The 12298-nt window shown below is 69.6% G+C and carries 12 protein-coding genes; 4 read left to right on the top strand and 8 right to left on the bottom strand.

The genetic code is table 11. The annotated features are described in order from the left end of the window. Positions 1-17: 17 nt before the first annotated feature. On the bottom strand, positions 18-212 hold the full coding sequence (locus G6N49_RS05505) for a hypothetical protein (RefSeq protein WP_011560866.1): 195 nt from the start codon (positions 210-212) through the stop codon (positions 18-20). Between the two features lie 111 nt (positions 213-323). On the opposite strand from G6N49_RS05505, the gene G6N49_RS05500 reads away from it, so the two are divergent. From G6N49_RS05500 to mddA, 3 genes are all read left to right on the top strand, one after another. Next, positions 324-2357, top strand: a complete 2034-nt coding sequence (locus G6N49_RS05500; protein ID WP_406540079.1) for a glycoside hydrolase family 15 protein — start codon at positions 324-326, stop codon at positions 2355-2357. 96 nt (positions 2358-2453) lie between these two features. Then, positions 2454-2714 carry an ANTAR domain-containing protein gene (locus tag G6N49_RS05495; RefSeq protein ID WP_011560868.1) on the top strand — a complete coding sequence of 87 codons (261 nt, stop codon included), beginning with the start codon at positions 2454-2456 and terminating at the stop codon, positions 2712-2714. 224 nt (positions 2715-2938) lie between these two features. Then, a complete protein-coding gene (gene mddA / locus G6N49_RS05490; RefSeq protein WP_011560869.1) occupies positions 2939-3712 on the top strand; it encodes a methanethiol S-methyltransferase in 774 nt (257 codons plus the stop codon). A 16-nt stretch (positions 3713-3728) separates the two neighbouring features. Here mddA and G6N49_RS05485 read toward each other — a convergent pair whose 3' ends face one another. From G6N49_RS05485 to lepA, 7 genes are all read right to left on the bottom strand, one after another. Next, positions 3729-4784: a hypothetical protein gene (locus G6N49_RS05485; RefSeq protein ID WP_011856120.1), complete on the bottom strand. Its 1056-nt coding sequence runs from the start codon at positions 4782-4784 to the stop codon at positions 3729-3731. Between the two features lie 28 nt (positions 4785-4812). Beyond that, positions 4813-6048: an acyl-CoA dehydrogenase family protein gene (locus tag G6N49_RS05480; protein WP_011560871.1), complete on the bottom strand. Its 1236-nt coding sequence runs from the start codon at positions 6046-6048 to the stop codon at positions 4813-4815. A gap of 72 nt (positions 6049-6120) precedes the next feature. Then, on the bottom strand, positions 6121-7071 hold the full coding sequence (locus G6N49_RS05475) for a LysR family transcriptional regulator (RefSeq protein WP_234786826.1): 951 nt from the start codon (positions 7069-7071) through the stop codon (positions 6121-6123). A 59-nt stretch (positions 7072-7130) separates the two neighbouring features. Then, positions 7131-8111, bottom strand: coding sequence for an isopenicillin N synthase family dioxygenase (locus tag G6N49_RS05470; protein ID WP_041925090.1), 981 nt, complete (start codon positions 8109-8111; stop codon positions 7131-7133). A gap of 77 nt (positions 8112-8188) precedes the next feature. Further along, positions 8189-8884 carry a sensor domain-containing protein gene (locus tag G6N49_RS05465; protein WP_011856122.1) on the bottom strand — a complete coding sequence of 232 codons (696 nt, stop codon included), beginning with the start codon at positions 8882-8884 and terminating at the stop codon, positions 8189-8191. Between the two features lie 18 nt (positions 8885-8902). Then, complete coding sequence (locus G6N49_RS05460; protein ID WP_011560875.1) at positions 8903-9628, bottom strand: sensor domain-containing protein; 726 nt, start codon at positions 9626-9628, stop codon at positions 8903-8905. Positions 9629-9671: 43 nt separating this feature from the next. Then, on the bottom strand, positions 9672-11591 hold the full coding sequence (gene lepA, locus G6N49_RS05455) for a translation elongation factor 4 (RefSeq protein ID WP_011560876.1): 1920 nt from the start codon (positions 11589-11591) through the stop codon (positions 9672-9674). Positions 11592-11613: 22 nt separating this feature from the next. Here lepA and G6N49_RS05450 point away from each other — a divergent pair, with 22 nt between their 5' ends. Further along, positions 11614-12237 carry a type II toxin-antitoxin system PemK/MazF family toxin gene (locus G6N49_RS05450; protein ID WP_011560877.1) on the top strand — a complete coding sequence of 208 codons (624 nt, stop codon included), beginning with the start codon at positions 11614-11616 and terminating at the stop codon, positions 12235-12237. Positions 12238-12298: the final 61 nt, after the last annotated feature.

The raw sequence follows: 12298 nt of genomic DNA, 5'->3' as shown, positions 1-12298 counted from the left end.
CGAGCGCGGCATCCCGGTCATGACGGTTCCTGCCCGTCGTGGCGGGCGCGCCGCAGCACCCGGACACCGGCTGCCAGCGCACCGTCGAGGAGCACGGCCAGCCCATAGGCCAGCAGCAACGCCACCGGCATCACCACCGCCGTCTGTGCGACGAATCCGAGACCGGTCAGCCACAACTCGACGCCGTCCCACCAGCTGAGGAATGCGTCCACCGGGCCAGACTATGCGATGGCCCGGTCCGCGACGGCGGGCCGTCGGCGCTGTCACCGCTCAGCAACGGCCGGACATGGGGTTTGAGTAGACGCCGAGCACGTCGGCAGTCGATGATGGCGGGCATGGTTCTGGAACACACCGAGCCCACCGACGGAGCCGCGACGATCGGGCAGCCGGCCTATCTGCCCGACACTCCGTTGACGGTGACGGCGCCGGTCCCCTACGCGCCGACCGGTGGGCTGCGGAACCCGTTCCCGCCCATCGCCGACTACGGCTTCCTGTCCGACTGCGAGAACACGTGCCTGATCTCCTCGGCCGGCTCCGTCGAGTGGCTGTGCGTGCCCCGCCCGGATTCGCCGAGCGTGTTCGGCGCGATCCTCGACCGCGGTGCAGGTCACTTCCGGCTCGGCCCGTACGGCGTGACGGTGCCCGCGGCGCGGCGTTACCTGCCGGGCAGCCTGATCCTCGAGACCACGTGGCAGACCCACACCGGCTGGCTGATCGTGCGCGACACCCTGGTGATGGGTCCCTGGCACGACCTCGAGGCGCGGTCGCGCACCCACCGGCGCACGCCGATGGACTGGGATGCCGAGCACATCCTGTTGCGCACCGTGCGGTGTGTCAGTGGCACCGTCGAGCTGGTGATGAACTGTGAGCCGTCGTTCGACTACCACCGGGTGAGCGCCGAGTGGGAGTACTCCGGCCCGGCCTACGGTGAGGCGATCGCGCGCGCCAACCGCAACGCCGACTCCCATCCGACGCTGCGGCTCACCACGAACCTGCGGATCGGGTTGGAGGGCCGCGAGGCCAGGGCCCGCACCCGGCTCAAGGAGGGCGACAACGTCTTCGTGGCGCTGTCCTGGTCGAAGCATCCGGCGCCGCAGAACTACGAAGAGGCCGCCGACAAGATGTGGCAGACCAGCGAGGCGTGGCGGCAGTGGATCAACGTCGGCGACTTCCCCGACCACCCGTGGCGGGCGTACCTGCAGCGCAGCGCGCTCACACTCAAGGGCCTGACCTACTCCCCGACCGGCGCGCTGTTGGCCGCGAGCACCACGTCGTTGCCGGAAACACCTCAGGGCGAACGCAATTGGGACTACCGCTACGCGTGGGTGCGGGATTCGACGTTCGCACTGTGGGGTCTCTACACGCTGGGCCTGGACCGCGAGGCCGACGACTTCTTCGCGTTCATCGCCGACGTGTCCGGCGCCAACAACGGGGAGCGCCACCCGCTGCAGGTGATGTACGGCGTCGGGGGTGAGCGCAGCCTGGTCGAGGAGGAACTGCACCACCTGTCGGGGTACGACGGCGCCCGCCCGGTGCGGATCGGCAACGGTGCCTACAACCAGATGCAGCACGACATCTGGGGCACCATGCTCGATTCGGTCTACCTGCACACCAAGTCGCGTGAGCAGATCCCCGAGGCGTTGTGGCCGGTGCTCAAGCACCAGGTCGAGGAGGCCATCAAGCACTGGAAGGAACCCGACCGCGGCATCTGGGAGGTCCGCGGCGAACCGCAGCACTTCACCAGTTCGAAGGTGATGTGCTGGGTGGCGCTCGACCGTGGCGCGAAGCTCGCCGAACTCGAGGGCGAGAAGAGCTACGCCCAGGAGTGGCGCACCATCGCCGAGCAGATCAAGGCCGACATCCTCGCCAACGGCGTCGACTCGCGGGGCGTGTTCACCCAGCGTTACGGCGACGACGCGCTGGACGCCTCCCTGCTGCTGGTGCCGCTGGTCCGGTTCCTGCCGCCGGACGACCCGCGGGTGCGGGCCACGGTGCTGGCGATCGCCGACGAGCTGACCGAGGAGGGTCTGGTCCTGCGCTACCGCGTCGAGGAGACCGACGACGGGTTGGCCGGCGAGGAGGGCACGTTCACGATCTGCTCGTTCTGGCTGGTGTCGGCGCTCGTGGAGATCGGTGAGATCAGCCGTGCCAAGCACCTGTGTGAACGGTTGTTGTCGTTCGCCAGTCCGCTGCACCTCTACGCCGAGGAAATCGAACCCCGCACCGGCCGCCATCTGGGCAACTTCCCGCAGGCGTTCACCCACCTGGCCTTGATCAACGCGGTCGTGCACGTCATCCGCGCCGAGGAGGAAGCCGACAGCTCGGGGGTCTTCGTCCCGGCCAACGCGCCGTCGTAAGGAGACGTTCAGCGGGAAGTCAGGATCACGGTGTATCCATGTCTTGCCAGACGCAGCACCGACTCATCACGATGGTGTTGTCAGTGAGGGGGAAGTATGGACAACCGGATCACGGACGTGACGTCGCGCCGGGTCATCGACATCGCGATCGGCATCCTGGTGGGATTGCGCGGCTGCACCGAACGTCAGGCGTTCGACGAACTGGTCACCGTGGTGAAGCAGACCGGCCTCGGCATCGGCCGGGTCGCCGGCGGGTTGGTGGCGCTGGCCGCCGGATCGTCGTCGGCCGAACACGCCGAGGCGTTCGCCGCCTGGGGTGAGCTGATCCGCGGCGCCCGTCGGGTGCCAACGGGATAGCCGCAGCTCGGGCTTTCGGACCGTCACCGGGCGGTCTACCGTTGACGTGTGGCCACAACGGCCGCCACGAGACGTGATCTCGCCCCTCGCCGGTATCGCGGAGTCACCCGCACCGGCCGGAGCGAAGCGCGACATCCCCTCCCCGACAGCACCTCCGGGCACGAGGGTGTTGCCGTCTGGGCGCCGGTCACGCCGTCGCGGACTGCATACCCCGGGAGTGCGTGATGAGTCGGATCCTCGCCGCCGTGTACGGCATCGTCAGCTATGTCATCTTCCTCGCCGCGTTCTTGTACGCGATCGGCTTCGTCGGCGACTTCGCCGTGCCGCGAACCGTCGACCACGGCGTGGACGCATCGATCGGTGAAGCGGTCGTGGTCAACCTGGTGCTGCTCGGGTTGTTCGCCGTACAGCACAGCGTCATGGCCCGTCCGGCGTTCAAACGCCGGTGGACGCGGTGGGTCCCGCCGGTCGTCGAGCGCAGCACGTACGTCCTGATCGCGAGTCTGCTGCTGCTGCTGCTGTTCTGGCAGTGGCGCACCATGCCGCAGACGGTGTGGGACGTCTCGTGGGCGCCGGGGCGGTTCGCGCTGTGGGTCGCGTTCTGGGCCGGGTGGGCGACGGTGCTGGCGTCGACGTTCATGATCAACCACTTCGACCTGTTCGGGCTGCGACAGGTGTACCTGGGCTGGCGGGGTGAGCCGTACACCGGGCTGAAGTTCCAGACGCTGCTGCTGTACCGGGTGGTGCGCCACCCGATCATGCTCGGGTTCATCGTCGCGTTCTGGGCCACGCCGACCATGTCGGCGGGACATCTGCTCTTCGCCATCGCCACCACGGGCTACATCCTGGTCGCGCTGCGCTTCGAGGAGCACGACCTCACCGAGGCGATGGGCGACGAGTACCGCGACTACCGTCGTCGCGTCCCGATGCTCGTACCCGGCCTGCACCGCGACCACCACCGGCACGCGCCGACCACTCCCTCCGGCGCAGCGGGCTAGCGGCCGCCGCCGGCGCTCAGGCGGGGACGAATTCCCGCGTCGTGAGGTTCTGCCAGGCGGCCAGCACCGCGGCGAGTTGTTCGGCGGAATGCCGCCCCAACCCGCACTCGGTGGAAAGCCCGAACTCGGGCAGGAATTCACGCGCCAGCGCACTGCGCGCCCGTGCCCCGTCGGCGCCGTCCTCGGCGTGCACGAGGCCCAGATAGATCTCGGTGCCCGGTTCGAGCGCGAGATCGGCCAACGGCTGCCAGTGTGCGCGCCTGGTCCATGCCGCCACGGTCGCCGCCTGAATGGCGTCGATCCGCCGCTGCACGTGGCGCGAGAGTCCGTTGGCGAGCGTGACGATCGCGCGGGCGTCCCGCGGCAGGACGTGGCGTCCCCCGCGGGCGGCCGCCTCCTCGTCCGGTGGATCACCCATGAACGGCGAGGCGCCGAACTTGGAGTCGCCGTAGCACAGGTGGAACGTGAGCTCGGCGTCCTCGTGCACCCAGTGCGCGAGCCGCGCGGTGGCCGCGAAGATGGGTTCGAGCCCGCCGTACGGGTTGTCGAACCACCCCTCCACGGTGGCCAGTTCGGTCGGCAGGTCCCACTGGATCGCCAGATCCCGCGGCGGGACCGCCTCCTGGACGGCCTCGACGCTCTCCCGCAGCCGCTGTTCGTATGCGAAGGCGATCTCCACGCGGGAGTCGAACTCGGCGAAGGAATTCACCGCGTTGAACGGTGTCGGAATCGACACCAGGAAGCGCGAATCAGGCGCGAGCACACCACGATCGCGCGCAGCACGGAACAACGCGTACGACTCGGCCGCCACCGAGTGGTAGTCCACCGCCGGGAACTCGACGCTCACCCCGGGGCGGATCCGGGCCCGGCCGTCGACGATGTCGAGCGTCGGGTTGTCCAGGAAGTGGCCGGCCTGCGTGAGCACCCAGTTCGCGCGGTCCCCCGGTTCGCCGTCGGGGACCCGGGTGACGCCCGGCTGCAGATGTGCGCCGACGAGCCGGAACGCGTCCTCGACGCCGGGGACGTTGATGCTGCCGGTCAGGTAGAACCGTGGGTCTTCGTGGTCGGTCATGATGAGATCTCCTGTGCGGCGGACGAAGTCAGAGCAGGACACCGAGGCGCGGGGGAAGCGTGCCGCGCAGGGTGTGGTTGCCGAGGTGGACGTACTTCCAGCGGGCCGGATCGTGCAGCGAGTGCACCCGCACGTTGCGCCAGTGCCGGTCCAGCGCGTACCCGCGGTCGGTGGCCGAGGCGCCGGCGAGTTCGAAGACGCCGCTGGCGATCTCGACGGCGAACTCCTGGGCGAGCGCCTTGGCCGCAGCCACCTGCAGTGAGGCCGCCGCGGCGGATTCACGGGTCAGCTCCGGTTCGGTCAGCGCCTCGTCGATGCGGGCCGTCCCGGCGGCGAGCAGTGCCTCGAGGGCGTAGAGCCGCGCGGTCAGCTCACCGAACCGGCGTACGACGTGCGGTTCGTCGGCGGCGCTGTCGACACCGGCCTCGAACCACGGCCGGCTCTTGGTGGTGACGAAGCGTGCGCCGTCCGTCAGGGCCGCGCGGGCGATCCCGATGTCGACCGCCGCGTGCAGCGCCTGGTCGAAGGCGCCGAGCACCGACGGCGGGGAGGTCACCGGGTCGGGATCGGGACCTTCGTCGATCACGTAGGGATCGTCGACGGCCACCCGGTCGAACACCACCTCGCCGCTGGCGGTGCCACGCTGGCCGAACGACGACCAGCGGTCCAGGTTCAAGGTGACACCGGGATCGGTGGGACGCACGAAAACCGTTGCGCCGTGCGCTGGTTCGGTGTCCGCGATCCGGGCCGCGACGGCGATCCAGCTCGCGCCGAGCGTTCCGGTGGCGTAGTACTTCGTCCCGTCGAGCACCCAGCCACCGCCTGGCCGGCGGGTCACCGTGGTCAGCCGGTCGACGCTGAGCCGGGTACCGCGCTCGACGGTGGCATTGCCCAGTTGGGCTCCGGCCACAACGTCGCGGTAGATCGTCGGGGCCGGTTCCGTGTCACCGAGCCCGCCGATGGCGGCGTTGAGGACGAAGTGCGCCAGCAACAACTGTCCGACCGCCGAATCCGCCTCGGACAGGATGCGCAGCACCTCGACCGCCGTCGAGCGGGGCAGATCGGGTCCGCCGAACCGTTCGGGCACGATGATGCCGAGCAGACCGCTCTCGGCGACGCGGCGCAGTTCCGCCTCGGGCCAGACTCCGCGGACTTCGCGGTCGACGGCACCGACGGCGATCTCGGCCGCGACACGGCGGGCGACCGCGAGGGTCTGGTCCACCGACACCAGGGTCGGGGCGGTGGTCTCGGGCGTGATGGTCATCGGGGGTGGGTCCTTTCGTCGATGGCCGTTCAGTGCGACGGTAGGGGTGACTCCGGTGCGGCGGAAGACGGTTCAAGCGACGCTGGAAGGGCTTGCAGGAACACTGAATACACCGCGGGCCCGCAGTCGCGCGCCGGTGTCCGCCATGAGCGACACCAACCGCGCCAGCGCCGAGGCCGCGGCGGGCTCCGCGGCGGTCGCCACGGCGACCCGGCGCACCGGCCGGTGAGTGAGCCGGCGCACCGCGACGTCGCCGCGCGCTGCCCACGCGGCCAGCGACGGGACGAGTGAGACACCCATGCCGGCGGCGACCATCCCCTGCACCGTGCCGTAGTCGTCGGCGCGGAAGGTCACCTGCGGATCGAAACCCGCACGCCGGCAGGCGGTGTGGAACACCCGGGTGTCGGGGCAGGTGCCCGTCGCGGTGCTCACCACCCACCGCTCGGCGGCCAGCGCCTCGAAGGGCACCTCCACCGCAGCGGCGAATCGATGGTCACGGGGCAGCACCACGAAGAACTCGTCGTCGTAGACGGGCACGGTGTACACCCCCCGGAATTCCGGCGGCTCGCCGGGCACCTCGGTGACCATGGCCGCGTCCGCACCGTCGGCGCCCAGCAGCGCCACCCCGTCGTCCGGATCGGCGGTCACCAATTCGATTCCGGTGGTGGGATATTCATGCCGGAGCCGGGTGATCACCCGCGGCAGGATCGTCGCGGCGGCGCTGCTGAACGAGGCGACGCGCAGCGTGTCGGGCACCGCCGATGCCGCCCGTGCCAAATCCTGTTCGGCAGCGGTGACGGCGCCCAGGATCACGTCGGTGTGTTCGAGCAGCCGGGTGCCCGCCGCGGTGACACGGGTACCGGACGGACCCCGCTCGAGCAGTTTGGCGCCGACATCCCGTTCCAGCGCCGTGATCTGCTGGGAGACCGCGGACGTGGTGTAGTTCAACGACACCGCCGCCGCGCTGAGCGAGCCGCAGCGCACCACTTCGCGCAACACCACGAGCCGGCGGACATCGAACACGTTGTGACCGTACGGCGGCACCGCGAGGCGCCGACAGCATTGCGATCAGGCCGACGCAATCACCGGGTGATGCCGTGATGCAGTTCGGCGACGTCGGGATGCGCCCGGGTGCGCGACTTCCACGCGTTCTCCCCGTAAGTGTTGAAGATCGGGTTGTCCGGGTCGGTTTCCACCCCCCGCGAGCGCACAGCCAGCTCCGGAGGCAACGGCAGGATGGGGATCAGCGCGTCGAGGGCCGGGTTGAGGAAGAACGGGATCGAGATGCGGTCCGTGCCGGGTGGCGGGGCGAGCACACGGTGGCGGGTGGCACGCAGGTACCCACCCGTCGCCACCTCCAGCAGTTCCCCGATGTTGACGATGAAGGCTCCGGGAAGGGGCGGTACGTCGATCCACTCGTCGGGGCCCGACTCGACCTGCAGCCCGACCGATCCCGGTTCGACGAGCAGCAGCGTCAACACCCCGGAGTCCTTGTGCGCGCCCACACCCTGCGCCGTCTGGGTCGTGCCGGGATAGCGCACCACCTTCATCAACGTGGCGGGCCGGTCGGCGAAGGCTGCGTCGAAGGTGTCCTCGGCCGCACCGAGCGACACCGCCCAGTGCCGCAGCAGCCGCACACCCACCTCCGACAGCGCGGCCCCCCACTCTTCGAATGCGGCACGGAATCCCGGCGGCTGCGCCGGCCACAGGTTCGGCCCCTGCAGCCGCCAGTAGCCTTCGGCGCCCTCGATGACGTCGCGCTCCGGTCCGATGTCGATCTGCTCGCGCCAGTCCACGGTGCCGTTGGTCAGTTCCCCACCGAGCCGGGAGTATCCGCGGAACTGCGGGCTGAGCAGTTGGCTGATCTCGTTCTTTCGCTCCGGCGGTTGGGTGAAGAAGTCACGCGCCAGGCGCAGCACCCGCTCGAAGCCCTCGACCGGCACACCGTGCCCGACGAGGTAGAAGAACCCGGCGTCGTGGGCGGCCTCCCGCAACCGGGCGCGGAAACCCGCCGGGTCGGTGTCGGCGTCGGTGAGGTCGAGGACGGGCAGCACGTGCGCCATTGTCGGCCGTCGACGCCGGTGAGGCGAGCGGCGTTCACGATCGCTGGACACCGTTGCAGCGTTGGTGATGGCCGTGCCTAGCGGACCGCCTCCGCGGCGTTGGCCGCCATCTCGGTGGCGATCGTCGCAGCCTCGCCACCCGGGCCGAAGGCGCACGCCCAGGCCTCGACGGTCAGATTCGACACCGCCGACAGCGCGTGCTGACATCCCCATCCGTCGGCGTCGCGCTGCACCGACACCTGCGTCAGCAGAGATCCGTCGTTGATCACCGACGCCATGTCCCACACCGAGCGCACCACCCCGTCGTCGACGGTCAGCGCGGCGCTCGCGCAGTCCTGCCACGTCGTGCGGGAGGCGTCGACGAAGTCCTGCGCCTCCTTGTCCGAGGGGTAGAGCACCGCGGTCTGCTCGACCCAGTGCTGGTTGCCCTCGTCGGGTTCGCGGGCCACCTGATCGCGCATCACGGTCCATCCGCTGTCGGCGTAGACGGGTGCCTCGGCGCCGTAGATCGCCCCGAGACACCCCGGGTCCGACACGTCACCGGAGTGGTCGGTCATCTCCGCGGAGTCGCTGGTGACGGTCATCCGGGTGGAGCCCACGATGCCGTTGAGCTCCCCGATGGACAGCAGTACGTCCGCGACATGTGTCTCCGACAGCGGCGGCACACCGACCGGCACGATGTTCGCGGGCCGCACGGCGTTGCCGGACACGGTGTCCGCGCATCCGGCCGTCAGCGCCACCACACCTATTGCGACCGCCCAGATCCGGCCCATCACTGTCTCCGTCTGCTGTCAGCCGGTCAGTTTGCCGAGCATGATCTGCGCGACGTCGACCGCACCGTCCGCGCCGCCGGTCCTCGCACCGGCGATGTCGGAGATCTCCACGTCGACGATCGCGTCGCCCGCCACGCCCAGCGCACGCTGGATCGGTGTCCCGCTGCCCGCCCCGTGGACCACCACCGCCGAGACCACCCGATCGTCGACCGTCACGTCGGCGATGCTGCTCTGTTCACCCGCACCCGGGCCGCCCCGGTCCAGTACGACCGTCTCGCCGTCGCACCGAGCCCAGTCGTCGGCGGCGGTGGCGAAGAACGCCGCCGCCTCCTCGGTGGAGCCGAGTTGCACCACACCGAAGAACCCGCTCAGCGCCGGGCCGTCGACACTGCCCGCCGCCCACGATCTGCTGGCGACCGACCGCACCGAGCTCGCGCCGTAGACGGCCTGCTGGAGCCGGTAGGTCGTGCTGACACATTCCACCGGCGTCGCCTGGGACCGGTCGACGCCGCGCAGCAGGGTGTCGGCGCCGCCCTCGACGAGCTGGCCCATGAGGCCGGTCGGGGCGATGTCCAGGGCGTCGGAGAGTTCCTCGGTGGTCGGCAGTACCGGCTCGAGCGCGCGCGCCGCCGAGTGGGTGGCTGCCGGGGCCGGGTCGACGGCCACCCCGTCGACCGTGGCCGTGCAACCGGCCGAGAGCAGACACGCGCCGGCCAGCATCGCGGCCAGGCGTGGTGTGCGCATGCCTTTCTCTAGCACGCGGACGCGGCCGGTGCGACCGTTCGGGCTACTTCTTGGGTTTGTCCCCGGCGGCGTCGGTGGACAGCGCGGCGACGAATGCCTCCTGCGGGACGTCGACCCGGCCGATGGTCTTCATCCGCTTCTTGCCTTCCTTCTGCTTCTCGAGCAGTTTGCGCTTCCGGGTGATGTCACCGCCGTAGCACTTGGACAGCACGTCCTTGCGGATGGCGCGGATGTTCTCGCGGGCGATGATCCTCGAGCCGACGGCCGCCTGGACGGGCACTTCGAACTGCTGACGCGGGATCAGTTCCTTGAGCTTGGTGGTCATCTTGTTGCCGTAAGCCGACGCACCGTCCTTGTGCACGATCGCGCTGAACGCGTCGACGGCCTCACCCTGCAACAGGATGTCGACCTTGACCAGGTCGGCCTCCTGTTCGCCTGCCTCCTCGTAGTCGAGGCTGGCGTAGCCGCGGGTGCGGGACTTCAACGAGTCGAAGAAGTCGAAGATGATCTCGCCCAACGGCATCGTGTAGCGCAGCTCCACGCGCTCGGGCGACAGGTAGTCCATGCCGCCGAGTTCGCCGCGGCGGGACTGACAGAGCTCCATGATGGTGCCGATGAACTCGCTCGGCGCGATCACGGTGGTCTTCACGACCGGTTCGTAGACGGTGCGGACCTTGCCCTCGGGCCAGTCCGACGGGTTCGTGACCACGATCTCGGTCCCGTCGTCCTTCTCCACGCGGTACACCACGTTGGGCGCCGTCGAGATCAGGTCGAGGTTGAACTCGCGCTCGAGGCGTTCACGGGTGATCTCCATGTGCAGCAGGCCGAGGAAGCCGCAGCGGAACCCGAAGCCCAGCGCCACCGAGGTCTCGGGTTCGTACGTCAGTGCCGCGTCGTTGAGCTGCAGTTTGTCCAGCGCCTCGCGCAGCACCGGGTAGTCCGACCCGTCGACCGGATACAGGCCGGAGTAGACCATCGGCCGCGGCTCGCGGTACCCGGTGAGGGCCTCCTTCGCGCCGTGGCGGGCGGTCGTGACGGTGTCACCGACCTTCGACTGGCGGACGTCCTTCACGCCGGTGATCAGGTAGCCGACCTCTCCGACACCCAGACCGGCCGAGGGTTTGGGATCGGGCGAGACGATGCCGACCTCGAGCAGCTCGTGGGTGGCACCGGTCGACATCATCGCGATGCGCTCGCGGGGGGTGATCTTGCCGTCGACGACGCGGACGTAGGTGACCACGCCGCGGTAGATGTCGTAGACGGAGTCGAAGATCATCGCGCGGGCCGGGGCATCGGCGTCGCCGGTCGGCGGCGGCACCAGCCGCACCACCTCGTCGAGCAGTTCCCTGACGCCTGCGCCGGTCTTACCGGAGACCCGCAGGACGTCGGACGGTTCGCAGCCGATGATGTGCGCCAGTTCGCCGGCGTAGCGGTCCGGGTCGGCGGCGGGCAGGTCGATCTTGTTGAGCACCGGGATGATGGCCAGGTCGCGGTCCAACGCCAGGTACAGGTTGGCCAGCGTCTGCGCCTCGATGCCCTGGGCGGCGTCGACCAGCAGGATCGCGCCCTCGCAGGCCTCCAGCGCGCGGGACACCTCGTAGGTGAAGTCGACGTGGCCGGGGGTGTCGATGAGGTGCAGGACGAACTTCTCTCCGTTGACCTCCCACGGCAGCCGCACGTTCTGCGCCTTGATCGTGATGCCGCGCTCCCGCTCGATGTCCATCCGGTCGAGGTACTGCGCGCGCATGTCGCGATCCGCGACGACGCCGGTGATGCCCAGCATCCGGTCGGCCAGCGTGGACTTGCCGTGGTCGATGTGCGCGATGATGCAGAAGTTCCGAATCTGCGCCGGCGCGGTGAAGGTCTGGTCGGCGAAGCTGCTGATGGGAATCTCCTGGTAGACGTCGCGACGGGGCGCGTGTGCGCACCTCAAGGGTATCGACCGTGGTGCCCGACGGCACAATCGCGCCCGCCCTTCCTGACCTATGCTCGAAAACATGGCGTCGCAATGGAAGACGTTTCAGCGGTTGGCGGAGAAACTGGTGTTCCAGGAGGCGCCGAAGGTGATCCGCCAGCTACAACAGTCCGAGAACCGCCCGCGCACCGTGCAGCAGGGCATCCAGCAGGGCCTCAAGATCGGCCTGGGGGTCGGCCTCTCGCTCGCGGGTGCCTCCAGCCCGCCCCAGCCCGCCATCGCCGCGGGGCGGCCGGTGACGAGCAACAGCGTCCCGACCGCCCACCGGGCCCGCAAGATCGTCTACGCACCCGACCTCGACGGCCGGGCCGATCCCGGTGAGATCGTGTGGACGTGGGTGGTCTACGAGGACGACCCGACCCGCGGCAAGGACCGTCCCGTGCTCGTCGTGGGCCGCGACCGCCGCACCCTGCTCGGCCTGATGCTGTCCAGCCAGGACCACCGCGGGGACGATCCGAACTGGGTCGCGATCGGCGCCGGCAGCTGGGACTACGACGGCCGGGTCAGCTGGGTGCGCCTCGACCGGGTGCTCGATGTCCCCGAGGAGGGCATCCGCCGCGAGGGGGCGATCCTCGACCGCGCACGCTTCGAGGCCGTCGCCGCCCGGCTGCGCGCCGAGTACTCCTGGAGCTGAGTATTCGACGGCACGGTTAATTTTTTTCCGCGCGGGTAGTCCGTTCATCAGGAAGGACGAG

It is taken from the genome of Mycolicibacterium monacense, assembly GCF_010731575.1.
In the GTDB taxonomy this organism is placed as follows: Bacteria; Actinomycetota; Actinomycetes; order Mycobacteriales; family Mycobacteriaceae; genus Mycobacterium; species Mycobacterium monacense.
This window is presented reverse-complemented; position numbering and strand designations above follow the sequence as displayed.

Bases quoted from the DNA above. Each gene is read 5' to 3' on its own strand.
- G6N49_RS05450 (WP_011560877.1), top strand. From the start codon at position 11,614: ATGCTCGAAAACATGGCGTCGCAATGGAAGACGTTTCAGCGGTTGGCG.
- G6N49_RS05480 (WP_011560871.1), bottom strand. From the start codon at position 6,048: ATGACCATCACGCCCGAGACCACCGCCCCGACCCTGGTGTCGGTGGAC.
- G6N49_RS05495 (WP_011560868.1), top strand. From the start codon at position 2,454: ATGGACAACCGGATCACGGACGTGACGTCGCGCCGGGTCATCGACATC.
- G6N49_RS05485 (WP_011856120.1), bottom strand. From the start codon at position 4,784: ATGACCGACCACGAAGACCCACGGTTCTACCTGACCGGCAGCATCAAC.
- G6N49_RS05470 (WP_041925090.1), bottom strand. From the start codon at position 8,111: ATGGCGCACGTGCTGCCCGTCCTCGACCTCACCGACGCCGACACCGAC.
- G6N49_RS05465 (WP_011856122.1), bottom strand. From the start codon at position 8,884: ATGGGCCGGATCTGGGCGGTCGCAATAGGTGTGGTGGCGCTGACGGCC.
- G6N49_RS05460 (WP_011560875.1), bottom strand. From the start codon at position 9,628: ATGCGCACACCACGCCTGGCCGCGATGCTGGCCGGCGCGTGTCTGCTC.
- G6N49_RS05500 (WP_406540079.1), top strand. From the start codon at position 324: ATGATGGCGGGCATGGTTCTGGAACACACCGAGCCCACCGACGGAGCC.
- mddA (WP_011560869.1), top strand. From the start codon at position 2,939: ATGAGTCGGATCCTCGCCGCCGTGTACGGCATCGTCAGCTATGTCATC.